The sequence below is a fragment of the Pseudomonas sp. 910_23 genome, assembly GCF_052850795.1.
On the sequence record NZ_VXCZ01000016.1, the window covers coordinates 77,396 to 103,435 of the forward strand.

25 protein-coding genes, 1 pseudogene and 1 riboswitch are annotated in these 26,040 nt (G+C 59.8%); of the genes and pseudogenes, 13 read left to right on the forward strand and 13 right to left on the reverse strand.

Features of this window, described 5'->3' with window-relative positions; all coding sequences use genetic code 11:
* On the reverse strand, positions 1 to 450 hold the full coding sequence (locus tag FW800_RS19125; protein WP_005792207.1) for a c-type cytochrome: 450 nt from the start codon (positions 448 to 450) through the stop codon (positions 1 to 3).
* A 128-nt stretch (positions 451 to 578) separates the two neighbouring features.
* Here FW800_RS19125 and mltA point away from each other — a divergent pair, with 128 nt between their 5' ends.
* On the forward strand, positions 579 to 1,772 hold the full coding sequence (gene mltA, locus FW800_RS19130; RefSeq protein ID WP_446438240.1) for a murein transglycosylase A: 1,194 nt from the start codon (positions 579 to 581) through the stop codon (positions 1,770 to 1,772).
* Positions 1,773 to 1,852: 80 nt separating this feature from the next.
* Here the strand turns inward: mltA and FW800_RS19135 are convergent, their stop codons facing one another.
* Both FW800_RS19135 and FW800_RS19140 read right to left on the reverse strand, forming a co-directional pair.
* Positions 1,853 to 2,239, reverse strand: coding sequence for an MAPEG family protein (locus FW800_RS19135; RefSeq protein ID WP_032878985.1), 387 nt, complete (start codon positions 2,237 to 2,239; stop codon positions 1,853 to 1,855).
* A gap of 31 nt (positions 2,240 to 2,270) precedes the next feature.
* A pseudogene (locus tag FW800_RS19140) lies at positions 2,271 to 2,606 on the reverse strand (EamA family transporter); the annotation flags it as partial.
* Between the two features lie 125 nt (positions 2,607 to 2,731).
* Here FW800_RS19140 and FW800_RS19145 point away from each other — a divergent pair.
* Positions 2,732 to 3,967: a cation:proton antiporter gene (locus FW800_RS19145; RefSeq protein ID WP_446438241.1), complete on the forward strand. Its 1,236-nt coding sequence runs from the start codon at positions 2,732 to 2,734 to the stop codon at positions 3,965 to 3,967.
* Here FW800_RS19145 and FW800_RS19150 read toward each other — a convergent pair.
* Positions 3,882 to 4,826 (reverse strand): LysR family transcriptional regulator, encoded by a 945-nt coding sequence (locus FW800_RS19150; protein ID WP_446438242.1) that lies wholly within the window; start codon positions 4,824 to 4,826, stop codon positions 3,882 to 3,884. The genes FW800_RS19145 and FW800_RS19150 overlap by 86 nt on opposite strands.
* Before the next feature lie 92 nt (positions 4,827 to 4,918).
* On the opposite strand from FW800_RS19150, the gene FW800_RS19155 reads away from it, so the two are divergent.
* Complete coding sequence (locus FW800_RS19155) at positions 4,919 to 5,332, forward strand: VOC family protein (protein ID WP_446438243.1); 414 nt, start codon at positions 4,919 to 4,921, stop codon at positions 5,330 to 5,332.
* Between the two features lie 75 nt (positions 5,333 to 5,407).
* Complete coding sequence (locus FW800_RS19160; protein ID WP_446438271.1) at positions 5,408 to 6,658, forward strand: cation:dicarboxylate symporter family transporter; 1,251 nt, start codon at positions 5,408 to 5,410, stop codon at positions 6,656 to 6,658.
* 12 nt (positions 6,659 to 6,670) lie between these two features.
* Here the strand turns inward: FW800_RS19160 and FW800_RS19165 are convergent, their stop codons facing one another.
* From FW800_RS19165 to FW800_RS19175, 3 genes are all read right to left on the reverse strand, one after another.
* Positions 6,671 to 7,570, reverse strand: coding sequence for a formate/nitrite transporter family protein (locus FW800_RS19165; protein WP_248129998.1), 900 nt, complete (start codon positions 7,568 to 7,570; stop codon positions 6,671 to 6,673).
* Positions 7,571 to 7,641: 71 nt separating this feature from the next.
* The gene (locus FW800_RS19170) at positions 7,642 to 9,561 is read right to left on the reverse strand and encodes a patatin-like phospholipase family protein (RefSeq protein WP_446438244.1); all 1,920 of its coding nucleotides are present in this window, start codon (positions 9,559 to 9,561) and stop codon (positions 7,642 to 7,644) included.
* Positions 9,562 to 9,661: 100 nt separating this feature from the next.
* Positions 9,662 to 10,066 (reverse strand): acyl-CoA thioesterase, encoded by a 405-nt coding sequence (locus FW800_RS19175; RefSeq protein WP_032878978.1) that lies wholly within the window; start codon positions 10,064 to 10,066, stop codon positions 9,662 to 9,664.
* A 198-nt stretch (positions 10,067 to 10,264) separates the two neighbouring features.
* Positions 10,265 to 10,371: riboswitch (S-adenosyl-L-homocysteine riboswitch) on the forward strand.
* Between the two features lie 21 nt (positions 10,372 to 10,392).
* On the opposite strand from FW800_RS19175, the gene ahcY reads away from it, so the two are divergent.
* The 5 genes from ahcY to FW800_RS19200 all read left to right on the forward strand — a co-directional run bounded on the left by ahcY (position 10,393) and on the right by FW800_RS19200 (position 16,949).
* A complete protein-coding gene (ahcY, locus tag FW800_RS19180; protein WP_446438245.1) occupies positions 10,393 to 11,802 on the forward strand; it encodes an adenosylhomocysteinase in 1,410 nt (469 codons plus the stop codon).
* Between the two features lie 179 nt (positions 11,803 to 11,981).
* Complete coding sequence (gene metF, locus FW800_RS19185; RefSeq protein ID WP_005792219.1) at positions 11,982 to 12,827, forward strand: methylenetetrahydrofolate reductase [NAD(P)H]; 846 nt, start codon at positions 11,982 to 11,984, stop codon at positions 12,825 to 12,827.
* Positions 12,828 to 12,902: 75 nt separating this feature from the next.
* Entirely contained in the window at positions 12,903 to 13,985 is a 1,083-nt protein-coding gene (locus FW800_RS19190; RefSeq protein WP_446438246.1) for a hypothetical protein, read from the forward strand.
* A gap of 63 nt (positions 13,986 to 14,048) precedes the next feature.
* Positions 14,049 to 14,852: a substrate-binding periplasmic protein gene (locus FW800_RS19195; protein ID WP_446438247.1), complete on the forward strand. Its 804-nt coding sequence runs from the start codon at positions 14,049 to 14,051 to the stop codon at positions 14,850 to 14,852.
* Between the two features lie 222 nt (positions 14,853 to 15,074).
* Positions 15,075 to 16,949 carry a DEAD/DEAH box helicase gene (locus FW800_RS19200; RefSeq protein WP_446438248.1) on the forward strand — a complete coding sequence of 625 codons (1,875 nt, stop codon included), beginning with the start codon at positions 15,075 to 15,077 and terminating at the stop codon, positions 16,947 to 16,949.
* Between the two features lie 185 nt (positions 16,950 to 17,134).
* Here FW800_RS19200 and FW800_RS19205 read toward each other — a convergent pair whose 3' ends face one another.
* Both FW800_RS19205 and FW800_RS19210 read right to left on the reverse strand, forming a co-directional pair.
* Positions 17,135 to 17,734, reverse strand: coding sequence for a YceI family protein (locus tag FW800_RS19205; protein ID WP_124388566.1), 600 nt, complete (start codon positions 17,732 to 17,734; stop codon positions 17,135 to 17,137).
* Between the two features lie 32 nt (positions 17,735 to 17,766).
* A complete protein-coding gene (locus FW800_RS19210) occupies positions 17,767 to 18,318 on the reverse strand; it encodes a cytochrome b (RefSeq protein WP_032878972.1) in 552 nt (183 codons plus the stop codon).
* A gap of 272 nt (positions 18,319 to 18,590) precedes the next feature.
* Between FW800_RS19210 and FW800_RS19215 the strand changes: the two genes are divergently transcribed.
* Positions 18,591 to 19,997 (forward strand): adenosylmethionine--8-amino-7-oxononanoate transaminase, encoded by a 1,407-nt coding sequence (locus tag FW800_RS19215; RefSeq protein WP_216090424.1) that lies wholly within the window; start codon positions 18,591 to 18,593, stop codon positions 19,995 to 19,997.
* A gap of 70 nt (positions 19,998 to 20,067) precedes the next feature.
* The gene (locus FW800_RS19220; protein ID WP_032878968.1) at positions 20,068 to 20,787 is read left to right on the forward strand and encodes a 16S rRNA (uracil(1498)-N(3))-methyltransferase; all 720 of its coding nucleotides are present in this window, start codon (positions 20,068 to 20,070) and stop codon (positions 20,785 to 20,787) included.
* A 9-nt stretch (positions 20,788 to 20,796) separates the two neighbouring features.
* On the opposite strand, the gene FW800_RS19225 is transcribed toward FW800_RS19220, so the two are convergent.
* From FW800_RS19225 to FW800_RS19235, 3 genes are read right to left on the reverse strand one after another with little or no spacing between them, the layout of a single operon-like run.
* A complete protein-coding gene (locus tag FW800_RS19225; RefSeq protein ID WP_446438249.1) occupies positions 20,797 to 21,699 on the reverse strand; it encodes a transporter substrate-binding domain-containing protein in 903 nt (300 codons plus the stop codon).
* A 24-nt stretch (positions 21,700 to 21,723) separates the two neighbouring features.
* On the reverse strand, positions 21,724 to 22,074 hold the full coding sequence (locus tag FW800_RS19230; RefSeq protein ID WP_446438250.1) for a RidA family protein: 351 nt from the start codon (positions 22,072 to 22,074) through the stop codon (positions 21,724 to 21,726).
* A 10-nt stretch (positions 22,075 to 22,084) separates the two neighbouring features.
* Positions 22,085 to 23,326 carry a D-amino acid dehydrogenase gene (locus FW800_RS19235; RefSeq protein WP_032878963.1) on the reverse strand — a complete coding sequence of 414 codons (1,242 nt, stop codon included), beginning with the start codon at positions 23,324 to 23,326 and terminating at the stop codon, positions 22,085 to 22,087.
* Between the two features lie 108 nt (positions 23,327 to 23,434).
* On the opposite strand from FW800_RS19235, the gene FW800_RS19240 reads away from it, so the two are divergent.
* Positions 23,435 to 24,337, forward strand: a complete 903-nt coding sequence (locus tag FW800_RS19240; protein ID WP_446438251.1) for a LysR family transcriptional regulator — start codon at positions 23,435 to 23,437, stop codon at positions 24,335 to 24,337.
* A 24-nt stretch (positions 24,338 to 24,361) separates the two neighbouring features.
* Here the strand turns inward: FW800_RS19240 and trhA are convergent, their stop codons facing one another.
* Positions 24,362 to 24,979, reverse strand: a complete 618-nt coding sequence (trhA, locus tag FW800_RS19245) for a PAQR family membrane homeostasis protein TrhA (protein ID WP_005792233.1) — start codon at positions 24,977 to 24,979, stop codon at positions 24,362 to 24,364.
* Between the two features lie 144 nt (positions 24,980 to 25,123).
* Between trhA and FW800_RS19250 the strand changes: the two genes are divergently transcribed.
* On the forward strand, positions 25,124 to 26,038 hold the full coding sequence (locus FW800_RS19250; protein WP_032878959.1) for a LysR family transcriptional regulator: 915 nt from the start codon (positions 25,124 to 25,126) through the stop codon (positions 26,036 to 26,038).
* Positions 26,039 to 26,040: the final 2 nt, after the last annotated feature.

Consider the following 26,040-nt stretch of genomic DNA (forward strand, 5'->3'; position numbering starts at 1 on the left):
TCAGTGATCGCGGAACTGTTTATGGCAGGCACTACAGGCGTCTTCGACTTTTTGCACCGCCGGCTGAAGGTTACTGGCCTTGTAGGGTTGCACTTGGCTGGCGATCACCAATTCACCGGTGGCCGCCTCAAGGTCGCGGGCCAGTTGCTGGAACTGCGCCTGTTTCTGCCACACGTCGTCCTTGGCGCTGGTGTGATCTTCTTCGCGCACGCTTGGGAAGTGCTTCCACGGCTCATGGGACAACGCATCCAGCTTGACCGCGCCTTCTGCAAACCTGGCACCGTCGAACGGGATACGCCCGCGCAACATCCCGCCCAGGTCTTCGCCGGTCTTGAGCATCTGCTTGAAGATCGCCTTGCGTTGGCCCAGTGGGGAATTGGGGTCAACACCGCCACAGGCGGACAAGGCCAGGCAGGCCAGCAGTACAACGGTCAGTTTTTTTAGAATCATGATGGCTTCAGGTCACGGGAAACGGCGGCCAGTATCCTCGCCCCGCCCGCAAAGACCAATAGCCCTATTAATAATAAGGGTTGCCCGAATGCAATGAAGCATGGGTAATCGCTTCAGGAAATGCTTACATGAATATCACCGCGAAACCCTGGAGCCGCCGACTCGCGTGGGCTCTGCCAATGATCGCACTGCTGGCCGGCTGCGATGCAGGTAAAGATGCCGGCAAAGAGGTCGCCAAAGAAGAAGCCAAACCCCATGCGGTCGCCACCTATGTGAGCGCACCTTGGGAAGCCTTGCCGGTGGTCTCCGACAGCGATTTGCTGGCCGGTTTTGAATCCTGGCGCAGCGCCTGCCAGCGCCTCAAAGCCGACCCGGTATGGGGCACCACCTGCGCGGCAGCGGCCAGCGTACCGGGCGATGCCGTGGCGGTTCGCGGCTTTCTCAAGGAACACCTCGATGTCTTCGGCTTGCGTTCGGCCAACAACACACCCAATGGTTTGATCACCGGTTATTACGAGCCGGTCTACCCCGGCAGCCTGACCAAAACCGCTACCGCCCATGTGCCGGTCTACGGCGTGCCGGATGACTTGATTATCGTCAACCTCGAAAGTATCTACCCGGAGCTTAAAGGCAAGCGCCTGCGTGGACGCCTGGAAGGTCGGGTGCTCAAGCCTTATGACGACGCAAGCACCGTCAACAGCCAGGGCTCCACTGCCAAGCCGATCGCCTGGCTGACCGACCCAATGGACCTGCAATTCCTGCAAATCCAGGGCTCAGGGCGTATCCAACTGGCGGGAGGGCGCCAACTGCGCGTAGGTTACGGCGACCAGAACGGCTACCCGTACCGCCCAATCGGCCGTTGGCTGGTAGAGCAAGGCGAGCTGAAAAAAGAAGAGGTGACCATGGGCGCCATCAGCGCCTGGGCCAAGGCACATCCGCAGCGCATTCCCGAACTGCTGGCGAGCAACCCCAGCTACGTATTCTTCAGCGCACGCCCCGACAGTAACGAAGGCCCACGCGGTTCGCTGAACGTGCCATTGACCGCCGGCTACAGCGTGGCAGTGGACCGCAAGGTCATCCCGCTGGGTAGCCTATTGTGGTTGTCGACCACCAAACCCGATGGTTCATCGATCACCAGACCTGTCGCGGCCCAGGACACCGGCGGCGCAATCACCGGCGAAGTACGGGCAGACTTGTTCTGGGGCACAGGTGATGCGGCGGGAGAGCTGGCAGGAAATATGAAACAACAAGGGCAAATCTGGATGCTGTGGCCCAAAGGCGCGGCGCTGCCGCAAGTACCCGATGCCCCCGCCGGCACCTGACAGACGCTGATAATGAAATGTGGGAGGGGCGGTGCGACGATTCGCCTTGCCCCTCTCCCACAAAGGATTTGCATCAGGCGTTAGATCGAGACAAAGAAGAAACTCGCAATCAACGCCATTCCCACGGCCCACACCAGCGAACGCAAAATCGCCCAATCGGCCAGGTAGCAAATGATGTACAGCAGGCGGCTGGTGATAAACAGCACCGCCAGCACATTGATCGTCACCAGTTCGGCGTTGCCGGCCATGTGCGCAATGACCACCGCCGCGGCAAACGCCGGGGTCACTTCAAAGCTGTTGAGTTGCGCATTGTTGGCGCGCTTGGCGACGCCCTCAACGGTATCGAGGAAAGCACGCGGGTCGTGGTTGTGCCGAGCTCCGAACTTGCCCGTGCTGAACTTGGCGACACCCGTGCATAGATAGGGCAGAAAAATTGCGATCAACACACACCAGAAAGCGACTGTCATCACTCATTCCTTTTTTGGATTTATCCGACGGTTAGAGTTTCATCACGAACATGCCGATCAGCACCAACCCACAAGCTATGAGCCGTGGACGGCCAAAAGGTTCTTTCAAGTAACGCATGCCGAACAGCACCACCAGGATCACGCTGACTTCCCGCGACGCCGCCGCCTCGGCAATCGAGCCCAACTGCATGGCCCAAAGCACCAAAGCGTAGCTCAACAACACGCACAATCCCACGCTAAGGCCCAACCGCCATTGAGTGCGCCAGAACAGGCTGAAGGCCGCACGCTTGCGCACCAGCGCCAGCAACGGAAATGGCCAGGCACTGATCAATGTCAGCCACACCAGGTAATCCAGCGGGTGCGACCAGCACCAGGGCTGTCGCTACCACCAGAACCTCCTCAATTGATTCGTGATGTAACTTCACCTGTTTATACTAAACGCCACCTCGGCGCCCCCCATGCGCCTACATTTCCCTGCTCCAAGGACCCCGGATGCTCGAACTTGTCGCCGCCTTCATTTGCCTCACCACCCTGCTCACCTATGTGAACTACCGCTTTATCGGCCTGCCGCCGACCATCGGTGTAATGGTCACTGCGCTGCTTTTTTCCCTGATCCTGCAGGGCCTGAGCTTTATCGGCTATCCCGGCCTGGAAGAGCGCATCCAGCAACTGATCGGCCAGATCGACTTCGGCGACTTGCTGATGAACTGGATGCTCTCGTTCCTGCTGTTCGCTGGCGCCTTGCATGTCAACTTGAACGACTTGCGCAGTTACCGCTGGCCCATCGGCCTGCTGGCCACCTTTGGTGTGTTGATCGCTACCGTGGTGATCGGCAGCCTGGCGTACTACATCTTCGCCCTGTTCGGCTGGCACGTGAGCTTCCTCTACTGCCTGCTGTTCGGCGCGCTGATTTCGCCTACAGACCCGATTGCGGTGCTCGGCGTGCTGCGTACCGCCAATGCGTCGAAACCACTGAAGACCACCATTGTCGGCGAGTCGCTGTTCAATGATGGCACCGCCGTGGTGGTGTTTACCGTGCTGTTGGGTATCGCGCAGTTGGGCGAGACGCCCACCGTGGGCGCCACTGCCCTGCTGTTTGCCCACGAGGCCATAGGCGGCGTGGTATTCGGCGGGCTGATCGGCTACCTCGTGTACCTGATGATCAAGAGTATCGAACAGCACCAGATCGAAGTGATGCTGACCCTTGCCCTGGTGATCGGCGGTTCGGCCATGGCTTCGGAACTGCACGTGTCCGCGCCGATTGCAATGGTGGTCGCGGGGCTGATCATCGGCAACCTGGGGCGCAAGCTGGCGATGAACGACATGACGCGTCGCTACCTGGATGGTTTCTGGGAACTGCTTGATGACATGCTCAACGCCTTGCTGTTTGCGCTGATCGGCATGGAGTTGCTGCTGTTGCCATTCAACTGGCTGCACGTATTCGCGGCCAGTTTGCTCGCTGTGGCGATCCTGCTCTCGCGCCTGTTGACGGTGGCCCCGGCGATCTTGCTGCTGCGGCGCTGGCGCACGGTACCGCGCGGTACTATCCGCATCCTGACCTGGGGTGGTTTGCGTGGCGGTGTCTCGGTGGCCTTGGCCTTGGCGCTGCCCCTGGGCCCGGAGCGCGACTTGTTGCTGAGCATCACCTACATCGTGGTGCTGTCTTCGATCCTGCTGCAGGGGTTGACGATTGGTCGCGTTGTAAAGCGCGTGACGCAGTCGCAGTAAGGGCACCACGCAGCATTTCAAGCAGGTGCCGCATCGCCAACGGGCGGCGCGGTGTCGAGCTGTACATGACGACCAGATCTCGCGCATAGCGCTGCTGGTCGTCAACCGGCACAACCCGGACCCCGTTACACGGCATCCCCATCCACTGCGGCACCAGCGACACCCCCATCCCTTGGGCCACCAGCATCAGGATGGTTTCCAATGCATCCAATTCACATAACACCTCTGGATCGAAGAACTGCTCATCCAGAAAACGCTGGGCGATCTGCCCGCCCCAAGAGCGGGCGTCGTAGCGAATAAACGGGCGTTCGCGCAGCAAGGCGGCAAATGCCTGGGTCTTGCATTCGGTGGGCGCAACCAGAATCAATGGCTCGGCGCGCAGCAAGTCCATCGACAAGGCTTTAGGCGGTTGAAACGGCGGCCTGACAAGTATCGCCGCATCCAACTCCTGGTTAAGTAACTTCTCGTAGAGGCTCCTGGAGTCACCGGGTGTGATCTTCAGCCTCAGTTTCGGTGCCGACACCGTCAGGCGCTCGATCACTCCCGGCAAAACGCCAGTCAACGCCGTTGAAATTGCGCCGATCTTGATCTCCCCTGATATCTCGTCCCGGCTCAGGTATTCCTCCAACTCGCGCGCTTGTTCAACGACGGCCTGAATTTTTGGTAATAGGCGCAGGCATTGGTCCGAGGGCCATGCGGCATGCGCCGTGCGCGTGAGCAGCGTGCAACCCAGCGTGCGCTCAAGCGCCTTGACCCGCTGGCTGATCGCAGCGGCAGTGCGGTTTTCGCGGCGCGCTGCGGCGGCTATGGACCCCGTTTCAATCACAGCGACCAGGCTTCTCAGGAATCGGACATCCATCAGTTTTCCTTTCGCTCAGACTAAGGCGAAGACGTTTTACCCGCTTATAAGGCCTGTTTAATCTGGGGACTCTCACATTCGGAGATTCCACCATGCACAGACCCTTTCACGCTGCATACCATGTTTATGACTTAGACAAGGCGCGCATTTTTTATCGAGATGTTTTGGGCTGCACGGAAGGCCGTTGCAGTGCGACCTGGATCGACTTCGACTTTTTCGGCAATCAACTTTCACTGCACGTGGGTACACCCTTTGCGACCACACGTACCGGCCTGGTCGGCGAACACCATGTACTGATGCCGCACCTGGGCGTGGTGCTGCCACTGGATGAATGGCTGGAATTGGCCGAGCGCCTGACCCGACTGGGCACTACCTTCGAAATCCCACCCGTGATCCGGTTTGCTGGCGAACCCGGCGAGCAACGGACAATGTTCTTTCTCGACCCCAGCGGCAACCCGATCGAAGTCAAGGGTTTCAAGGACTTCGAGGGCCTGTTCGCCCACTGACCTCCCCTCACCAAAACAATAAGAAAGGGTTACAGCATGAGTACAAAACCATCCTCCAGCCTTGTCACCCGCATCATGATAGGCCTCGCGGCCGGCGTGATCGTGGGCATCCTGCTCAATCAATTCCCGGAGCACAAAACCTGGTTTATCGACAACCTGCTGCAACCGGCCGGTGACTTGTTCATCCGGTTGATGAAGATGATCGTCGTGCCGCTGGTGTTTGCCTGCATGGTCGTCGGCATTGCCGGGGCGGGCAGTACCCGCGCACTGGGTCGCATCGGTATCAAGACATTCACGTATTTCTTCACGATTACCAGCATCGCCATCGTGTTCGGCCTGATCATCGGCAATGTGTTCCAGCCCGGCGCCGGCGCCGACTTCAGCAGTACATTGCAGACACCGGTAACGGGCTTGACCACCAGCGGCGAAGCGCAAAGCCTGGGCCGCGTCCTGGTTAACATCGTACCGGACAACATTGTGCTGGCAATGTCACAGGGCAAGCTGCTCTCGGTTTTGTTCTTCGCCATCCTGTTCGGCTGTGCGTTATCACTGCTGCCACCCCAGCAAAAAGCCCCACTGGTGGCCGTCATGCAAACCGTTTCGGACACCATGTTCAAGGTCACCCACCTGGTTATGCACTACTCACCGATCGGCATCTTCGGCTTGATCGGTGTGACGGTAGCCAGTTTCGGTCTCAGTGCCTTGCTACCCCTGATCAAGCTGATCGGTATCACCTATGTGGCTGTCGCACTGTTTGCGCTCTGTGTTCTGGGGCTGGTGGCGCGCATGGTAGGGGTCGGTTTTTTCCACTTGATACGAGAAATCCGCAGCGAGCTGTTGCTGGCCTACAGCAGCGCCGCGTCGGCGACGGTAATGCCACAACTGATCGAAAAGATGCAGCATTACGGCGCGCCTCGTTCGATCACCAGCATGGTCATTCCACTGGGGTACTCGTTCAACCTGGACGGCGCGTCTTTATTTGCCGCGTTGGGCACGCTATTCATTGCCCAGGCCTACGGGATCGATTTGAGCCTGGCTGATCAGGCGATGCTGGTGCTGATCATGGTGCTGACATCAAAAGGTGCGGCAGGCGTGCCGGGCTTCATGTTCATCATCCTCACTGCAACCTTGACAGCGGCCGGTTTGCCAGTGGAGGGGGTGGCGATCATCGCCGGTGTCTACCGGTTGATGGACATGCCGGTGACGGCGCTCAATGTGCTGGGCAATGCGCTTGCGCCACTGGTTATCGCTCGCTGGGAAGGCCAACTCAGGGCGCCGAACAGTGAGGAGCCGGTAGAACCCGCCGCTCCTCCCGTCCAGGTCTGATGCGGGCAGCGGTCATTCACCCTTTGCTGATTCGGATCGATTCGCACGACGCTCACCGGGCCCCGGCTTATCAGAGCGGGGTGCCCCGCTCTCACTGCGAATCTGCGCATGGCTGATCAGGGCGAAGATAAAACTGCCGCCGATGATATTGCCCGCCAGGGTCGGTCCGGCAAACACCAGCCAGAAATCCTTCCACGGCAGCTCGCCGGCAAACACCAGGTATGACACTTCCGCCGAACCGACGACGATATGCGTGAAGTCACCCAGGGCCATCAGGTATGTGATCAGGATAATGATCCACATCTTTGCGCTTTCCATTGATGGGATCATCCACACCATGGTGGCGATCATCCAGCCGGAAACGATGCCCTTGGCAAACATCTGGCCAGAATCGTTCTCCATGATCTTGCGTCCGATTTCAAGAAAGGCCAGGTCGGTCTTGGTATCGAAAATCGGTAAATGCAACATCACGTAAGCCACCAGCAAAGTGCCGCACAGATTGCCTACCAGCACGACTGTCCATAGTCGTAGCAGACGTGCAGCATTGCCCAGAGTGGGTTTGCTCATGACCGGCAGCACCGCGGTCAGGGTGTTTTCGGTGAACAGTTGCTGGCGTGCGAGGATCACCGCCAGAAACCCCGCGCAATAGCCAAAACTGGCTATCACCTTGAAGCCCTCGGCGTCCGGCAGGCGTGAATTGAGCAAACCCATCGCCATCAACGACAGGCCCATGGTGAGTCCGGCGGCCAGTGCCGACCACCATAAGGCGGCGACACTGCGCTCCAGCTCCTGGTCACCCTGGGTACGGATGATTTCGTGAAGAACCGCCGCGCGGGGCGGCTGGTTCTTGTCGACGTCCTGCTGCTCTTCCTGCGACAGGTTGGGGGTCTTGCCGTCTGCTTGAGTGGCCATGATGTACCAAAGTCCGAGGGGTGCCTGAAGCTACGACATGCCGCGACGATGGCTGTTCAATGGCCCGGCAATTAAACCGGAATGCGCCACGCCTTGGCCTGTTCCACGGTGGTGGAACTCACGGGTTTGCTCCAAGGTTTATTGCGCGCTTGATAGTATTTGATGATGCCATCGAGCACGCTATTGAAGTCTTGTGGCGTCTTCGCCTCTTTTAAGTCACGCACCGCACGTTGCAGCAGCTCAACGTTGGATGCCGGCTGGCCAGGACGGTACAGCGATGGGTAGATGACCTCCCGCGTAAAGTTTTCAGCTTTCACCCCGATATCCCGACTTTGCATCTCGGCGACGGCACTGCTCAATACCTTGGACATACTTGGCACACTGCCCGATTTTTGCTTGGCGCCCACCTGTAAAAGCTGCTGGAAATTACGCTGGCCCGGCGTATTCAGACGTTTGCCCAACCACTCGATGTGCTCGGGCCTGCTGGCGAGAGAGTCCAGGTTGCGTAAGGCCGTAGCAATCTTCGGAGTAATCTTCAGGGACGTGTCGGATTGGTTGGCTTCGGTAATTGCACTGTCCAACGCCTCCAACGCCTGTTTCGCCTCATCGCGAAACCGCAGTGCGTCTGCGCTGGCGGGGTCCTTGCGCAATTCACCCTGCACGCTGGCAAGCATTTGATCATCCATCGCCAACACAGCATCGTCCAGGGAGGCGAACTCATGGCGCTCACGTGTCAGTTCACGCTTTTGCAGGTGGCTCGACACCGATTGGCGAGCCTGGGCCTGCAAATGCTGTTTCTGTTCAAGCGTCATGGTGAAGTTGACGGTGCCGTTGAGCAGGCCGCGAAAATCGCCTTTGTTCGAGTTCAACGGCAATGTCACCGTTTGATCCGAAAACGCCTTGAGCCGGTCATCTTGGTAGGTTTCAGCCGCGGTATGCGGCGTGCCTGTGAACTTGTCAGCCAAATGGCTGAAAAAGCCACCGCTCTGGCGCGGTGGTGAGCTCTGCTCGGATTCGAACTTGACGATCAGCGATTCGTCCTTGCCCAAAGGGCTCTCCGGAAACGAACGTTCAATGACACCGGGGGCAGGGGTATTGAGGAGCAGCCCTCCGTCTTGAAACGCCGTAACCTCTGCATCCGCCTGAAACCCGTGGCCCTGTTCGGACGGGCTCTTGAACAGGCCCGGCAACGCCCCCGAAATAAGCGCAGCACGGGCGATGTCCATATCTGGCGTCAGGCTGGCATTGAACACCACCAACTGTGGACGACCGTCGAACATGCCTGTGCCCGTGATGTTCAGTTGCTTGATCGCCGGAATATGGCGGCTCAACACCTCCAGGTCGCGAAAGGTGGGCGCGGCTCCGGCTTTGAGCCGGTCGGCGATTTGCGTGACTTCAGGCGAGCGGTCCGCCTTGGGCATGCGCTCGATATGGGCAAGAATCGATTGACGTGACTGGTTGCGAATCAATTCTTCCAGGGGCTGCCCCTCGGTTTGCAGGCGCGGCAGCAGGGTCAGCAGCAGTTGCGAAATATTGCCGCCCGGGCCAGGTAGATTGCCCGCAAGCTTGCCAAGTTTGGAACTGGCATCCTGCAGCCAGGCCAGGATCGGATCTTTGCTATTGAGCAGGCTGGGCAAGTCGAGGCTGTTCGACAACTGCGTGAACGCCTTCGCGTCCATGCCACTGGCGAGTAACGCTGCAGAAATCGCACCGGCAGACGAGCCCGACACCACCTTGACGCCTTTGAGTTTGTCGGCGTCTTCAAGCGCCTGCACCATCCCGGGAAAGGCAATGCCCTTGGCGCCACCGCCACTGAGCACCAAGTGAGCGGGCGGCGGCGGTGACAGCACCACCTCGACGCGGCCATCGCTATGCCGATAAATACTCAGGTTGCGCTCGCCCACGCCCTTGACCAAAGGCGTCTTCACGTCCTGGCTGAAGGTTTGAGACGAAAGAGGCTTATTTTCTACAACAGAACTGGAGACTTTCATACATGAGGCTCTCTCTACAGGGTGTAGGCCTGAGTGATGAGAGAGCCTCGGAAGGATCCACACGGAATGATTTGGTAACGCAAATCACGTCGCGCAGGTGTTACTCAGAAAGACCGTCGTCCTGGAACTGGTCCTTCACATACTTGATTTCGGTACGGCCATGGGGCGCCGGCAAACCGTCTTCGCCCAGGTTGACGAAGACCATTTTTTCCACCGTCAGGATACTTTTGCGGGTGATCTTGTTGCGCACTTCACAGGTCAGAGTGATGGAGGTGCGGCCGAACTCAGTGGCGGTGATACCCAGTTCAATGATGTCGCCCTGGCGCGAGGCGCTGACAAAGTTGATTTCGGAGATGTATTTGGTCACCACGCGCTGGTTGCCCAATTGGACAATCGCGTAAATGGCTGCTTCTTCATCGATCCAGCGCAGCAGGCTGCCACCGAACAGGGTGCCGTTGGGGTTGAGGTCTTCGGGTTTTACCCATTTGCGGGTGTGGAAGTTCATGATCACTCCAAAGCGTCTTGCCAAATGATGGGCAACATCATGGCAGAGCCAGGGCCCAAGCTCTATGAGCCATTGCCTATCGCCCTCATGCACGATCTTCATGCCGCCGACAGAAAGGCTTGGGAAGTGCCACATACACGGCTATAATCGCCTCCGTTTCAAAACGGTCATCTTCGATTGATACCGTTCTCCCGCCACCTGTCCGAGGGGCGCTGCAGCAGGTTCAACCTGTCAGGCTCGGATGGGGCGTTGTCCGGCCTGGTTGCCCTGGCCTGATACTAAACGCACAACGGCGCCCATTCGCACACTACGAATGGAGGCTCTCTATGAGCGCTGTAATGACGCCTGCAGATTTCAACGACTACAAAGTCGCCGACATGTCCCTCGCTGCCTGGGGCCGTCGCGAAACCTTTATCGCCGAATCCGAAATGCCGGCCCTGATGGGCCTGCGTCGCAAGTACGCCGCTGAACAGCCGCTCAAGGGCGCGAAGATTCTGGGCTGCATCCACATGACCATCCAGACCGCCGTACTGATCGAAACCCTGGTTGCCCTGGGTGCCGAAGTGCGTTGGTCCTCGTGCAACATCTTCTCGACTCAGGACCAGGCCGCCGCCGCTATCGCTGCCGCCGGTATCCCGGTATTTGCCTGGAAGGGCGAAACCGAAGAAGAGTACGAGTGGTGCCTGGAGCAAACCATCCTCAAGGATGGCGCGCCATGGGATGCCAACATGATCCTCGACGACGGCGGCGACCTGACCGAACTGCTGCACAAGAAGTACCCGCAGATCCTCGACCGCGTCCACGGCGTGACCGAAGAAACCACCACGGGCGTGCACCGCCTGCTGGATATGCTGGCCAAGGGCGAGCTGAAGATCCCGGCCATCAACGTCAACGACTCGGTGACCAAGAGCAAGAACGACAACAAGTACGGCTGCCGTCACAGCCTGAACGATGCGATCAAGCGTGGCACAGACCACCTGCTGTCGGGCAAGCAAGCCCTGGTGATCGGCTACGGTGACGTGGGCAAGGGTTCCTCCCAGTCCCTGCGTCAGGAAGGCATGATCGTCAAGGTCTCCGAAGTTGACCCGATCTGTGCCATGCAAGCCTGCATGGACGGTTTCGAAGTGGTTTCGCCGTTCATCGACGGTATCAACGACGGTACCGAAGCAAGCATCGACAAGTCCCTGCTGGGCAAGATCGACCTGATCGTCACCACCACCGGTAACGTGAATGTGTGCGATGCGAACATGCTCAAGGCCCTGAAGAAGCGCGCCGTTGTCTGCAACATCGGCCACTTCGACAACGAGATCGACACCGCATTCATGCGCAAGAACTGGGCATGGGAAGAAGTGAAACCGCAGGTGCACAAGGTTCACCGTACCGGCGCCGGCAATTTCGACCCGCAGAACGATGACTACCTGATCCTGCTGGCCGAAGGCCGCCTGGTTAACCTGGGCAACGCCACCGGTCACCCAAGCCGCATCATGGACGGCTCGTTCGCCAACCAGGTGCTGGCGCAGATCTTCCTGTTCGAACAGAAGTACGCCGACCTGTCGCCAGCCCAGAAAGCCGAGCGCCTGACCGTTGAAGTACTGCCCAAGAAACTCGACGAAGAAGTGGCCCTGGAAATGGTCCGCGGCTTCGGCGGCGTCGTGACTCAACTGACCAAGACCCAGGCCGACTACATCGGTGTGACGGTTGAGGGCCCGTTCAAGCCGCACGCTTACCGCTACTGATACACCTGCTGCCCACTCTCCCTGTGGGGGAACGGGCTTTAATGTGGGAGGGGGCTTGCTCCCGATGGCGGTGGGTCAGTCAATATATTTATTAACTGACACTCCGCCATCGGGAGCAAGCCCCCTCCCACATCGACGGTGTACACACTCCGCAATTCTGGGTTTCAAAGGGTATGACCATGTCCCAAGACCGTCGCTACAGCTTCGAGTTTTTCCCGACCAAGACCGATGCTGGGCATGAAAAGCTGATGGCCACTGCCAAGGTGCTGGCCAGCTACAACCCCGACTTCTTCTCCTGCACCTACGGCGCCGGCGGTTCGACCCGCGACCGCACGATCAACACCGTGTTGCAGCTGGAAAGCGAAGTCAAAATTCCCGCCGCTCCGCACTTGTCGTGCGTGGGCGACAGCAAGGCCGACCTGCGTGGTCTGCTGACCCAATACAAAGCTGCCGGCATCAAGCGTATCGTCGCCTTGCGTGGCGACCTGCCGTCCGGCATGGGCATGGCCAGCGGTGAGCTGCGCTACGCCAATGACCTGGTGAGTTTCATCCGCGAAGAAAGCGGCGATCACTTCCATATCGAAGTGGCCGCTTACCCGGAGATGCACCCCCAGGCGCGCAATTTCGAAGACGATTTGCAGAACTTCGTGCGCAAGGCCAATGCCGGCGCCAACAGTGCGATCACCCAGTACTTCTTCAACGCCGACAGCTACTTCTACTTCGTCGAGCGTGTACAAGCGATGGGTGTGAATATCCCGATCGTGCCGGGCATCATGCCGATCACCAACTACAGCAAGCTGGCACGTTTCTCCGACGCCTGCGGTGCCGAAATCCCCCGCTGGGTGCGCAAGCAACTGGAAGCCTATGGCGACGACGTCAAAAGCATCCAGGCCTTCGGCGAGCAGGTCATCACCGAGATGTGTGAGCAATTGTTGCAGGGTGGTGCGCCAGGGTTGCATTTCTATACCCTGAACCAATCTGAACCCAGTCTTGCTGTCTGGAACAACCTCAAGCTGCCACGCTGAGGTCTGTTCGGTTGTACCAAGGCCCTCAGACGAGGGCCTTTGTCGTTTTACGTGACCCACGGAACCCCGCAGTCCATGAATACAGTGTCCCCGACTTCCCGCCCGCAACTGGTCTATCTGGTCTTCGGTGCCCAGACCTACCACCAGGAAGCGGTATTCAGCATCGCCAGCGCACTGGCGTTCCTGCAGGACACCCCGGACGCGAACGTGGACATCCAGGTGTTCACCGACAATCCCGAGCCTTATCACTTGCTGCCGGTACGCGTGCGCCCACTGGACGAGGCCACTCGCAAACGCTGGAGCGAGCCCCACGGTTATCATTTCCGCACCAAACACGTGGTACTGCGCCAGGTACTGGAAGAGTCGCAGGTGGCGCTGCTGATCGACACCGACACGTTCTTCCACCATTCGCCCATGGCCCTGTTCGAGCGCGTGCAGCCCGGCACCCTGCTGTGCAACGCCTTCTACACCAAGTACGGCGACAACCACGAAAGCATCCTCTACACCGCCCTGCACCAGCGCCTGCTGGAGATGGGCGTGGCCGACGATGACATGATGACCCTCAATTCCGGGGTCATGGGCCTGACCCAACAGGATGCACACATCCTCGACCGCTCCATCGAATTGATGGATGAACTGTTCCCCCACGCCCAGGGCGCCTACACCCTGGAAGAGTTCTGCCTGTCCATCGCCGCCTACCGCACCGTCAACGTGCGCGAATGCCCGGACCTGATCCACCATTACTGGAGCCGCAAACAGCTGTTCCGGGCCAAGGTCAAGGCGTGGATCGCCAAACACGCCAGTGCCCCAACCAGTGCGCAGGCCCTGGCCGATACCCGCCAGGTCTCCTCGCACCTGCCGCGCCCGCCGCGCTTGCAGCGCTTGATGTACAAGCTGATCACCCTGCTGCTGCCCAAGCACCAGCAACAGTTCATTCGTGAAATCCTCTATGGTTGCTACGAGCACGAAAACGAGTTCGATCAGGCCTGCGGTCCGGTTTGGTGGGACAAGGCACGACAAAACCAGGAAGAACGCCAGAAGCGCCCACTGGATGCCCACCAACTGGAACACTGGTTCGCCAACCCCGTGGTGCGGCTGATACTGGGCGAGCGTCGCGCCGCGATCCACGAACACTTGCTGGACGCTCCGGCGAAATAACACCGCCCGCCAATGCGCGTGGTAGAGCTTCTCTTTCTGTCGGGAGCGTCGTAACCTCAAGGTATGCCCGCCATTTTCAAGCTACTGACCGCCGTGCTTTTTTCTTGCCTGAGCCTGGTCGCTCATGGCGAGAAACTGCGCATTGTCACCGAGCCCTGGGCGCCCTATGTCTACGACGATAACGGCACCAGGGCCGGCCTGGATTACGAAACCACAGTGGCCGTGTTCCAACGTCTGGGCGTGGAAGTGCAATGGCAATTCCTGCCCTGGAAGCGCTGCCTGGCGATGCTCGAGCAGGGTCACGCCGATGGCGCGCTAGATATTTTCCACAGCCATGAACGCGACGCCCAGTTGCTCTACCCCAGTGAACCCTTGTCGGAAGTCGAATTCGTCCTGTTCTACGCCAATGATCGCCCTCACCCCACCACAACCCTCGATGAGCTGCGTGGCCTGACTGTCGGCATCTCACCCGGCTACCTCTATGGCGAGACGTTTAGTGGGTCCAGCGCATTCGAGCGCGAGCCTGCCCCCAGCCATGAAGCCAATTTCGGCAAGCTGATGCTCGGACGCATCGACATGGTCGTGACTGACCGGCGAGTGGGGCAGCACATCATCAAGACGCTGGGCCTTGAGGGCAAAGTCAGCCAGGCGGCAGTGGTGGTCAGCCGCCAACAACAATTTCTCGCGGTGCGCCGTGGAGCCGGCATGGACCTGTTGGTACAGCGCTTTGCCGCCGAGCTCAAGCGCTTCAAGCAAGAGCCGGCCTATGCCGCCTTGAGCGCCAAATATGGTGGGATGCAGGCGCAAACCTCCCCGATATCAGCCTCCGAACACGCCGTTGAGCAGCAGGAAAGCAGCGCGCCGTGATTGCTCTGTTATACTCCGGCCTTTCCGCCAGGCTTACGCCCGGCCGCTCGGGTCTTGAAAAAGGCACCCAACCCAGCTACTGCGCAGCTTTGCAGCCCGCGCGAGCCGGTGGAGTGCCCGCCAGACACAGCAGGACCGGACGGGATTGCGCTCCCCTAAGCGCCATTCACGCCCGGCAAGATTATCCCTTTGGGCCAAGCCCTAACTAAAACAGGATTACTCATGTCCTTTGCTTCCCTCGGTCTCTCCGAGGCTTTAGTCCGCGCCATCGAGGCAGCGGGCTATACCGAGCCTACTCCGGTGCAACAGCGGGCCATTCCCGCCGTGTTGCAAGGTCGCGACCTGATGGTCGCGGCTCAGACAGGTACCGGTAAAACCGGTGGTTTCGCCCTCCCGATTCTGGAGCGGTTGTTTCCCAACGGTCACCCGGACAAATCCCAGCGTCACGGCCCGCGCCAACCGCGTGTACTGGTCCTGACCCCTACCCGCGAACTCGCAGCCCAGGTCCACGACAGCTTCAAGCTGTACGCCCGCGACCTGAAGTTCGTCAGCGCCTGCATCTTCGGCGGTGTCGGCATGAACCCACAGGTTCAGGCCATGTCCCGCGGCGTTGACGTACTGGTCGCTTGCCCGGGTCGTTTGCTCGACCTGTGCGGCCAGGGCAGCGTCGATTTGTCCCACGTGGAAATCCTCGTGCTGGACGAAGCCGACCGCATGCTCGACATGGGCTTTGTCCATGACGTGAAAAAGGTCCTCGCACGCCTGCCGGCCAAACGTCAGAACCTGCTGTTTTCGGCAACGTTCTCCCAGGACATCACGGCCCTGGCCGGCAAGCTGCTGCACAACCCGGAGCGCATCGAAGTCACGCCACCGAACACCACGGTCGAGCGTATCGAGCAACGCGTATTCCGCCTCGCCGCCAGCCACAAGCGCTCGCTGCTGGCGCACCTGATCACCCACGGCGCGTGGGAACAGGTGCTGGTCTTCACCCGCACCAAGCACGGCGCCAACCGCCTGGCCGAGTACCTGGACAAACACGGCCTCACCGCTGTTGCCATCCACGGTAACAAGAGCCAGAACGCTCGCACCAAAGCCCTGGCCGACTTCAAGGCCGGCACTGTGCGCATCCTGGTCGCCACCGATATCGCCGCCCGCGGCCTGGATATCGACCAGTTGCCACACGTGGTCAACTTCGAACTGCCGAACGTCGATGAAGACTATGTGCACCGTATCGGCCGTACTGGCCGTGCCGGTCGTTCGGGCGAGGCCATTTCCCTGGTCGCACCGGACGAAGAAAAACTGCTGAAAAGTATCGAACGCATGACCAAGCAGAAAATCGCCGACGGCGACCTGATGGGCTTCGATGCCAGCGCCGTGGAGGCCGAGAAACCTGAAGCCCGCGAGCGTCCGGATGTGCGTAACCCGCGCAACCCACGCGGTCCGAAGGGCGATGGCCCGAATGGCGGCGGTGGTCGTCGCGACAAAGGCAAGGACAAGGGCAAGGAAAAGTCCGCCACCAGCAGCCGAGGTGAACGCCCGGCCCGTGAGCAAAAGCCACGTGAAGGCACCCCGGCCCGCGAACAGCGCCAGCCGAGCCAGCCGCCACGCGCCGCCGCTGACCGTGCCCCGGACGAGTTCCTCGACGACGATGTGGATAACTTCGGTAACCGCGTCGACTACGTGCCCCAGGCCAAGCCGGCCCAGGGCCGTGGCCGTCGTCCAGGTGCCCCGGCACAAGGCGCCGGTGCGGGTGCTCCGCGTGGCGGCCAGCCACAGGGTGGCCGTCAGAACGGCCCGCGCAACAGCAGCGGCGGCAGCACCGGTACTCCGCCTGCCAAGCGCAGCGGCCCGCGTAATGGTGCACCGCGTGACGGCCAGGCGCGTCGCGAAGATTCGCGCAGCAACAACCGCCGCCCGGCCCGTGACGACCAGCCACGCCTGTCCGAGCCAGCGGTGCAAAACCCGCGTGGTGGCCCGGCGCCGAAGATCATCCACAAGGAGTCGAAAGCTGATCGCTTCCCGACACCCGAGCAGTTGGACCAACTGCCAGGCCGTCCTCGTGGTGAGAAACCGGCGCTGCTGACCCGCAACCGCTGAGTTCCAAAGCCATAGGCGTTGACTGTTACATCGCCATCGCGGGCAAGCCCACTCCCACAAGGGAATGCATTTCAAGTGTGGGAGCTGGCTTGCCTGCGATGAGGCCCGGCTAGGCAACACGAATCCCCAGCCAAAAAAATGCCCCGCATCTTTCGATGCAGGGCATTTTTTATGCGCGGCGAAAATTACTTCGCTTTCACACCTTCAAACGTGATGTACAACTGAACGTTGTCAGACTGTGGACCTACGTCCATACCGTCTTTGTTGAATTCCTTGCGGCTGATGTTGGTGGTGCCTTCAAAGCCGGCACGGTAGCCGCCCCATGGATCCTTGCCTTCGCCCAGGAACGTGGCTTTGACCAGGATCGGCTTGGTCACACCGTGGAAGGTCAGGTCGCCGGTCACATCAGCAGTCAGCTTGCCATCAGCATTTTTGCCAGTTGGCTTGACGCTGGTGGAGACGAACTTGGCATCAGGGAATTTGCCCGACTCCAGGAAGTCCTTGGTGTTGACGTGCTTGTCGCGCTCGGCGTGGTTGGAGAACACGCTGGCAGTACGCACGTTAACTTCAATCTTGGCGTCTTCCGGCTTGGCGGCGTCAAAGCTGAACTTGCCATCCAGGTCCTTGAAGGTACCGGTAATGTAGCTGTAGCCCAGGTGGCTGATCTTGAAATCGACGAAGGCGTGCTGGCCTTCCTTGTCGATCACGTAGTCAGCGGCCATCGCCGAACCTGCGGACAGCAGAGCAGAACCGATTGCCAGCGCAGCGAGTGTTTTTTTCAACATGCTTTCTATTCCTTGTGAGTCGAGGTTGAACATCAGGCTTTGCGCCCCAGCATTCGTGTCAGGGTCGCATCACGATCGATAAAGTGGTGTTTCAATGCAGCCACGCCATGCAAACCGGCGAAGACCACCAGCACCCAGGCCAGGTACAGATGCACCCAACCGGCTGTGTCTGCCTGGTCCGGTAGACCGGAAACCACGGCAGGAATTTCAAACAAACCAAACACCGGGATACCGACACCGTCGGCGGTGGAAATCAGGTAACCGGCAATCATCACGGCAAACAGCCCCAGATACAGGAACGCATGGCCAAATGCAGCACCGATCCGCGTCATACGGCTATAGCTGGCCAGCGGCGGTGGCGGCGGGCTGACCAGACGCCAGACGATACGCACCAGCATGATGGCAAACAGCGTGATGCCAATGCTCTTGTGCAAGTCAGGCGCATCTTTGCGCCAGGCGCTGTAGTAGTCGAGGCCGACCATCCACAGGCCCAATGCGAATAAACCAAACACCACCAAGGCGACGCCCCAGTGTAGAACCATGCTGACCCAGCCGTACCGGGCGGGAGAATTGCGTAGCTGCATGTACTTAATCCCGTAAGAACTGTGCCCAAGACTAGCGTTTTACCTATCGAATTAAAGCGGAAAATTTCGCTTTGAAATATCGAGAAATACGATGAAGAGGCTAGGTATCATAAATTAACAAGGGATTAAGACTATTCCCAAGAAACGCGACAGACCGTCCTGCATTTACCGCCAATTGCCCCACAATGGCTTGTGACACGCGCCACCATTGCATAGGCTTGCGCGATTGTTTCGCCTGCGCGCGCCGCAGGATCGCTTCGAGGAGATCACCGATGGGCTTGAACAACCAGTGGATGCAACGCGACCTCGCGGTGCTGTGGCATCCCTGCACCCAGATGAAAGACCACCAGCAACTTCCGCTAGTCCCGATCAAGCGCGGTGAAGGCGTATGGCTGGAAGACTTCGAAGGCAAACGCTACCTCGACGCCGTCAGCTCCTGGTGGGTCAACGTGTTCGGCCACGCCAACCCGCGCATCAACCAGCGCATCAAGGACCAGGTCGATCAGTTGGAGCATGTGATCCTCGCCGGTTTCAGCCACCAGCCAGTGATCGAGTTGTCCGAGCGCCTCGTGCAGATGACGCCTGAAGGCCTGACGCGCTGCTTCTACGCCGATAACGGTTCATCCTGTATCGAAGTCGCATTGAAGATGAGCTTTCACTACTGGCTCAACCGTGGCCTGCCGAACAAGAAGCGCTTCGTCACCCTGACCAACAGCTACCACGGCGAAACCATCGCCGCGATGTCGGTAGGCGACGTGCCGTTGTTTACCGAGACCTACAAGGCGCTGCTGCTCGACACCATCAAAGTGCCGAGCCCCGATTGCTACCTGCGCCCCGACGGCATGAGCTGGGAAGAACACTCGCGCAACATGTTCCTCGCCATGGAACAGACCCTGGCTGACCACCACGATACCGTTGCCGCAGTGATTGTCGAGCCACTGATCCAGGGCGCCGGCGGCATGAGGATGTACCACCCGGTGTACCTCAAGCTGCTGCGCGAAGCCTGCGACCGCTACGGCGTGCACTTGATCCACGACGAAATCGCCGTGGGCTTCGGCCGCACCGGCAGCATGTTCGCCTGTGAACAAGCCGGCATCCGCCCGGACTTCCTGTGCCTGTCCAAGGCCCTCACTGGCGGCTACTTGCCGCTGGCCGCCGTGGTCACCACCGAAGATGTCTACAGTGCCTTCTACGACGACTACCCTACCCTGCGCGCCTTCCTGCACTCCCACAGCTACACCGGCAACCCGCTGGCGTGCGCGGCAGCCTTGGCGACGCTGGATATCTTTGAAGAAGACAACGTCATCGAAAACAACAAGGCCCTGGCCCAGCGCATGGCGACCGCCACCGCGCACCTGGTGGACCATCCTCACGTTTCGGAAGTGCGCCAGACGGGCATGGTGCTGGCGATCGAGATGGTGCAGGACAAAGCCACCAAGGCCGCCTACCCGTGGCAGGAACGCCGTGGCTTGAAGGTATTCGAACACGCACTGGAGCGTGGCGCGCTGTTGCGGCCACTGGGCAGCGTGGTGTATTTCCTGCCGCCCTATGTGATTACACCGGAGCAGATCGACTTCCTGGCCGAAGTGGCCAGCGAGGGGATTGATATCGCCACTAACAGCAACGTCAGTGTGGCTGTGCCGAAAGATTTCCATCCTGGCTTTCGTGACCCGGGTTGATACCAACCCCTGTAAGAACCGACTTGCCACAGCAAGCTCGCTCCTGCATACACCTCTTCAGAGAACAGAAATGAGACTGTCCCGCTTTTTCACCGACACCCCGCTGAGCCTCGGCGATCATGAACTTCCTGAAGCCCAGGCGCATTACATCAGCCGTGTGTTGCGCATGGGTGAAGGCGATGCCGTACAGCTGTTCGACGGCTCTGGCCAGGAGTTTAGTGGCACGCTGCTGGAAGTCGGTAAAAAACGCGTCACCGTGCAACTGACGCAAAGCTTTGCCGGCCAAGATGAATCGCCGCTGCATATCCACCTCGGGCAGGGCCTGTCCCGGGGTGAGCGCATGGATTGGGCGATCCAGAAAGCCACTGAACTGGGCGTCAATGCGATCACACCGATCTTCAGCGAGCGCTGCGAGGTGCGCCTCAAGGACGAACGCGCCGACAAACGCCTGCTGCACTGGCGTCAGGTTGCCATCAGCGCGTGCGAGCAGTGTGGGCGTTCAACGGTGCCGGTGATTCACGCACCGGTGTTGCTGGCCGACTGGCTGAAGCAAACCGAGGCCGACCTGAAACTGGTGCTGCACCCAGTCGCCGAGCCGATGATCAGTCACGCGAAGCCTTCGAGCCTGGCGTTTCTGATCGGGCCGGAAGGTGGCTTGACCGACGGCGAAGTCGACACCGCCCAAGGCGCTGGCTTCCATGCTGCGCGGTTGGGGCCACGGGTATTACGTACCGAAACCGCGCCCGTGGTGGCGCTGTCGGTCGCCCAGCAACTCTGGGGTGATTTCTAAACGGAGCGATCACTCCACCGGATCACTCACCGGCTTGGCAATGATCGCCTTCAACTCGCTGGTCATTGGGAATTCCAGGTTCAGGCCCTTCGGCGGGATCGGCTGCTCAAACCAGCGCTGGTAAATCCCGTTGATCTCTCCCGAACGGTACAGATCACCCAAAGTCTCGTTGACCACGGCGAGAAACTGCGGGTCGTCCTTGCGCACCATGCAGCTGTAGATCTCCCGCGACTGCTCCTCGCCCACCACCACCCAGTGGTGCGGGTCCCTGGCCTTGGCGCGCTCGCCGTAGAGCAACGCATCATCCATATAGAACGCTAACGCACGGCCGGTCTCGAGCATCTTGAAAGCCTCGCCATGGTCTTTGGCGCTGATCACGAACATATTGGCTTTGTGTTCAGCATTGTAACTTTTGAGGAAGCGTTCATTGGTAGTACCGGCAGTGGTCACCACGTTTTTGCCCTTGAGGTCGGCAAAGCCTTTGATCCCGCTGTCCTTGGCCGTTAGCAACTGCCCCTTCACGTAAATGAACCCGTAGGAAAATGCCACCTGCTTCTGCCGCTCGGCGGTCACGCCGGTGGAGCCGCACTCCAGGTCGACGGTGCCGTTCTGCACCAGTGGAATTCGGGTCTGGGAGGTCACCAGGTTGTACTTCACCTTGAGCTCACTCACCCCGATTTTCTGCTGGATGCGCTCGACAATCTTGTTCGCCAGGTCCACCGAGTAGCCCATCGGCTTGCCACTGTTATCCCCAATGTAGGAAAACGGCACCGACGCATCGCGATACCCCAGGGTGATGGCCTTGGCGCTGGCGATCTTGCTCAAGGTGCCCTCCAGAGGCGCTTCGGTCGCATGGGCGTTTGCGCTCAAAAAAAGTCCAAGAGCGCAGCCGGTCAACAGGATTTTTTTCATTGTTATTCTCCGTTGGTAGATCGGTTATTTACGTATTGCAATCACGCTGATTTCTACCAGCACACTCGGTCGCGCCAGCTCTGCTTGCAGGGTGGTACGCGTGGGCGCCATGCCTGGCGAAAGCCATGCAGACCAGGCTTCATTCATCGGCGTAAAACCGGTACCGATGTCCTTCAGGTAAATCGTCGCGTTGAGCAGGTGATCCTTGTCACTGCCCGCCTCGGCCAACAGCGCGTCGATCCTGGCCAACACTTCTCGGGTTTGGCTGCCTACGTCCTGGCCATCGCCCGGTACCTGGCCCGAGAGAAACACCAAATCCTTGAAGGTCACGGCAGCGCTAAGACGCTCGTTGCTGTTGATTCGGGTGATAGTCATGGCTGCATCCTCAAGCGGCGCGGGGCGCCAGGCCCTGCATATCAATGGAAGGAACATGCTGGCTGATCAACTCAGCCAATAGCTGGCCACTGCCACAGGCCAGGGTAAAACCAAGCGCGCCATGCCCCAGGTTCAACCACAAATTGCGGTAGGCGCTGGCACCGATCAACGGCACGCCCGTCGGTGTTGCCGGGCGCATACCGGCCCACTCGACCGCGTGGGCGTAGTCACCGGCCAAAGGAAACGTCTCCAGCGCCTGACGCTTTATCAAGGCCAGGCGCTTGGGCTCAAGACGCGCATCAAAGCCGACAATATCCACCATGGCCGCGATCCGCAGTTGCTCACCAATGCGCGCGTAGACGATCTTGCGGTCATAGTCGGTGATGCTCACGTTCGGCGCCTTGTGCTGCGCGCCGATCGGCACGCTCAGGCTGTAGCCCTTGAGCGGGTACAGCGGCAGCGACAAGCGCGGCAACGCCAACTCGGCGCTGCGATGCCCGGCAGCCAGCACCAACTGTTCGACCGGCATCACGTCATGGCCCATTTCGATGGCCTGCACCGCACCGTCGGCGTGACGAATCCCGGTAACCTTGCGACCCAGCAAAAATGTACAGCGCCCTGAAGCCTTTAACCGAGCTGCCAGCCGTTGGCAAAAAGCATGACAGTCCGCCACTTCCTCATTCGGGGTATAGATGCCGCCGACAAACCCACCTGCCGCCAACGCCGGTTCCAGGTGCGTACAATCCACTGCAGACAGCACCTGCTGCTGCAGGACGTCGGTGACCTTGCTGCGTGCACGCTCAAACGTCTCGGCGTTGCGAAAGGTCACCAGCTTGCCGTTGCGCCGCCAGTCGAAGCCGTCCAGGCGATCATCGACACGCCATTGCTGCAAGGTGCCTTGACTCAGGCTCGCCAGCCGCAGCAAGTGGGCAGCGTTGCGCTTGTTCACCGAGCCCCGGCAGGCACCGATGAACGCTGCCATCCAGCGCCATTGCTGGAGGTCAAGCCGTGGGCGCAGCTTCAGCGGCGAGTCGCCGCGCAACAGCCACCCAATCGCCTGCAGCGGCACGCCCGCGTCGGCCAATGGCGCAACATAGCGATAGGACAGCTGCCCACCGTTGGCGAAACTGGTTTCGCTGCCCAAGGTATCGCGGGCGTCGATCACCGTTACCTCATGGCCAGCCCGTACCAAAGCATAAGCACTGGCCAAGCCGATAACCCCACCACCGATGATGCAAACCTGCCTGGCCATCCCAGCCCCCGACCGTTGATTAACTGAAGACCAAGCGTAGGCGCAGGTGACAGGCCACCGACAATGAATAAAGATGGGTCACCTATAAACAAAGGTTATGGACTTGCCATGCGCTTGCGTCATATCGAAATCTTCCAGGCCATTCGCCAGACTGGCTCGATCAGTGCTGCCGCGCAGTTGCTGCACGTCTCGCAACCAGCGGTGACCAAAGTGTTGCAGCACGCCGAATTGCAGCTGGGCTTTGCGCTGTTTCTGCGGGTGCGCGGCAAATTGCAGCCCACGCCGGAAGCCCTGGCACTGGAAAGTGAAGTCGAGAAAGTCACCGAGAGCTTGCAAGGTGTAAGGCGTCTAGCCAAGAGCCTGCGCCGCGCCCCAGGGCAAAGCGTGCGCATTGGTGCGATTCCGGCGTTGGCCTTGTCGCTGCTGCCTCCGGCGATTCTGGAATGGAAGCGCGAATACCCCGACATGGCTTGCGAGCTGTCCAGCGACCATAGCCGTGAGCTGGTCCAGAAGCTGCTGATGCGCGAAATCGACCTGGCGCTGACCCTCAACTTTTCCGGCCATCCTGGGTTGACCACCCAGGTGCTGGCCAATGGCGTGCTGGTTGCATTGGCGTCCAAGGGCTATTGGTCGGCGGCTGAAATCAACCAGCCATTGCCGCTGAGCGAACTGGCGGGCGCGCCATTGATCGGGCTTTCCAGTGCTGATCCGCTGGCAACCAAGCTGGACAGCTACCTGGAGAACGTCGATCCACCGCCACGCGTGACCATCTCGGTACAAACCTATTCCCTGGCCCGGGCGATGGTGGAGTCCGGCGCCGGTTTGACGGTCATTGACCCCTTTACCGCCCTCGGCGCATCGACGGCAACCACCTGCATCCGCACCCTCACGCCACCCCTGCCGATCACCCTCTACGCCCTGACCCGTGGCGATGAACCGCCGCCGCATATGCTGGCCAAGCTGCTGCAGATCTTCGGCAGTCGCGCCTGTGAGCTACTGGCACGTCTCTAATACCACCGAAGCCCCCTCCCACATTCAGAGCACGTAATGCATGATCGCCACAAAATGCAGGAGGCTGCCGCCAATCACAAACAAATGCCAGATCCCATGGGAATGGCGCAGGCGATCTTCCAGGGCAAAAAAGATGATGCCCACGGTGTACAACACGCCGCCCGACGCCAACCAGATAAACCCTGCCGTGCCCAGCGCCGCTATCAGCGGCTTGACTGCCACGAGTACGATCCAGCCCATTACCGCGTAGATCACGATGGACAGAATCCGCGCCTCCGAGCGCGGCTTGATCTCTTGCAGGATGCCGATCACCGCCAGCCCCCATACAATCCCGAACAGCGTCCAGCCCCAGGGCCCGCGCAGAGTCACCAGGCAGAACGGTGTGTAGCTGCCGGCGATCAACAGGTAGATCGAAAAGTGATCGACCTTTTGCATGATCTCTTTTCGCCGCCCCCGCACGCTGTGGTAAACGGTCGACGCGCTGTACAGCACCATCAGGGTAAAGCCATAAATCGCCACGCTGACGATCTTCCAGGGGCTGCCGTCCAGGCTCGCCACCACCAACATCCACACGGCGCCAATACACGCCGCGACTGCACCGAGCAAATGGCTCCAGGCGTTGAACCGTTCCCCGTGATACATCTATCGTTAACCTCCCCTCATCGTTGACGACTGGCGGCAAGCCTCCAGCCTTGCGCATAAGAGTGCAAGCAGCGTGTGACGTTCCAGCGACGAGGGCTGCGTTTGCAGGCACAATCGAGCGCAATCGAACAAGAGCCCACGGCCATGCTGATCGACGAAGAGTTCACCCTCAAGAAGCTGGAAATCTTCCTGGCGTTCATGCGCACCGGCAACCTGGCCCGCGCCGCCGCCGAACTGCAAACCAGCAACGTCAGCGTGCACCGCGCCATCCACTCCCTGGAAAGTGCCTTGCGCTGCCCGCTGTTCAAGCATGAAGGGCGCAACCTCACCCCGCTGGAAAGCGCCTACGTGCTCGAAGAGCGTGCGCAAAAGCTGATAGCCGATGTGGTCGAGGGAGTGCGCCTGACCCGCGAAGCCGCCGGCTTCTGCGCCGAACGCTTCAAGCTCGGCTCGCTGTACTCGCTGACGGTCAAGACCGTGCCGCAACTGATCATGGGCCTGAAGATCCGCCGCAGCGAACTCAATATCGACCTGATCCTGGGCTCCAATTTCGACCTGTTCTACAAGCTCAAGAACATGGAGGTGGATGCGATCCTCATCTCTCTGGACGATCACGCCACCGATCCGGACTGTGAGCAGATCGCGCTGTTCAGCGATGACATCTTCCTTGCCACACCGGCCGATTCCCCCCTGGACCGTCATCAGGAAATCGACCTGGCCGACGTGCGTGACGCCACCTTTATCACCCTCACCCAGGGCTTCGCCACGCACCAGGATGGCAACCGGGTGTTCAAGCAGGCGGGGTTCGAACCGAAGGTGGCGATGCAGGTGAACGATATATTTACCTTGCTGAGCATGGTCAGCTCGGGGGTGGGTTATGCGCTGCTGCCTGGGCGGATTGCGGCGGTGTATGAGAACCGCGTGAAGCTGATACCGCTGCAACCCAGGTATCGGTTGCAGCAGCAGATCGGCGTAGTGTTCTTGAAGGCCAAGGAGCGTGATCCGAACTTGCTGGCGTTGCTGGCGGAGTGTCGGATGTATGCCAATCGCCAGGCTTGAGA

Excerpts from the sequence above, each read along its gene's own strand:
- FW800_RS19125 (WP_005792207.1), bottom strand. The coding sequence starts at position 450 with ATGATTCTAAAAAAACTGACCGTTGTACTGCTGGCCTGCCTGGCCTTG.
- mltA (WP_446438240.1), top strand. The coding sequence starts at position 579 with ATGAATATCACCGCGAAACCCTGGAGCCGCCGACTCGCGTGGGCTCTG.
- FW800_RS19135 (WP_032878985.1), bottom strand. The coding sequence starts at position 2,239 with ATGACAGTCGCTTTCTGGTGTGTGTTGATCGCAATTTTTCTGCCCTAT.
- FW800_RS19145 (WP_446438241.1), top strand. The coding sequence starts at position 2,732 with ATGCTCGAACTTGTCGCCGCCTTCATTTGCCTCACCACCCTGCTCACC.
- FW800_RS19150 (WP_446438242.1), bottom strand. The coding sequence starts at position 4,826 with ATGGATGTCCGATTCCTGAGAAGCCTGGTCGCTGTGATTGAAACGGGG.
- FW800_RS19155 (WP_446438243.1), top strand. The coding sequence starts at position 4,919 with ATGCACAGACCCTTTCACGCTGCATACCATGTTTATGACTTAGACAAG.
- FW800_RS19160 (WP_446438271.1), top strand. The coding sequence starts at position 5,408 with ATGATAGGCCTCGCGGCCGGCGTGATCGTGGGCATCCTGCTCAATCAA.
- FW800_RS19165 (WP_248129998.1), bottom strand. The coding sequence starts at position 7,570 with ATGGCCACTCAAGCAGACGGCAAGACCCCCAACCTGTCGCAGGAAGAG.
- FW800_RS19170 (WP_446438244.1), bottom strand. The coding sequence starts at position 9,561 with ATGAAAGTCTCCAGTTCTGTTGTAGAAAATAAGCCTCTTTCGTCTCAA.
- FW800_RS19175 (WP_032878978.1), bottom strand. The coding sequence starts at position 10,066 with ATGAACTTCCACACCCGCAAATGGGTAAAACCCGAAGACCTCAACCCC.
- ahcY (WP_446438245.1), top strand. The coding sequence starts at position 10,393 with ATGAGCGCTGTAATGACGCCTGCAGATTTCAACGACTACAAAGTCGCC.
- metF (WP_005792219.1), top strand. The coding sequence starts at position 11,982 with ATGTCCCAAGACCGTCGCTACAGCTTCGAGTTTTTCCCGACCAAGACC.
- FW800_RS19190 (WP_446438246.1), top strand. The coding sequence starts at position 12,903 with ATGAATACAGTGTCCCCGACTTCCCGCCCGCAACTGGTCTATCTGGTC.
- FW800_RS19195 (WP_446438247.1), top strand. The coding sequence starts at position 14,049 with ATGCCCGCCATTTTCAAGCTACTGACCGCCGTGCTTTTTTCTTGCCTG.
- FW800_RS19200 (WP_446438248.1), top strand. The coding sequence starts at position 15,075 with ATGTCCTTTGCTTCCCTCGGTCTCTCCGAGGCTTTAGTCCGCGCCATC.
- FW800_RS19205 (WP_124388566.1), bottom strand. The coding sequence starts at position 17,734 with ATGTTGAAAAAAACACTCGCTGCGCTGGCAATCGGTTCTGCTCTGCTG.
- FW800_RS19210 (WP_032878972.1), bottom strand. The coding sequence starts at position 18,318 with ATGCAGCTACGCAATTCTCCCGCCCGGTACGGCTGGGTCAGCATGGTT.
- FW800_RS19215 (WP_216090424.1), top strand. The coding sequence starts at position 18,591 with ATGGGCTTGAACAACCAGTGGATGCAACGCGACCTCGCGGTGCTGTGG.
- FW800_RS19220 (WP_032878968.1), top strand. The coding sequence starts at position 20,068 with ATGAGACTGTCCCGCTTTTTCACCGACACCCCGCTGAGCCTCGGCGAT.
- FW800_RS19225 (WP_446438249.1), bottom strand. The coding sequence starts at position 21,699 with ATGAAAAAAATCCTGTTGACCGGCTGCGCTCTTGGACTTTTTTTGAGC.
- FW800_RS19230 (WP_446438250.1), bottom strand. The coding sequence starts at position 22,074 with ATGACTATCACCCGAATCAACAGCAACGAGCGTCTTAGCGCTGCCGTG.
- FW800_RS19235 (WP_032878963.1), bottom strand. The coding sequence starts at position 23,326 with ATGGCCAGGCAGGTTTGCATCATCGGTGGTGGGGTTATCGGCTTGGCC.
- FW800_RS19240 (WP_446438251.1), top strand. The coding sequence starts at position 23,435 with ATGCGCTTGCGTCATATCGAAATCTTCCAGGCCATTCGCCAGACTGGC.
- trhA (WP_005792233.1), bottom strand. The coding sequence starts at position 24,979 with ATGTATCACGGGGAACGGTTCAACGCCTGGAGCCATTTGCTCGGTGCA.
- FW800_RS19250 (WP_032878959.1), top strand. The coding sequence starts at position 25,124 with ATGCTGATCGACGAAGAGTTCACCCTCAAGAAGCTGGAAATCTTCCTG.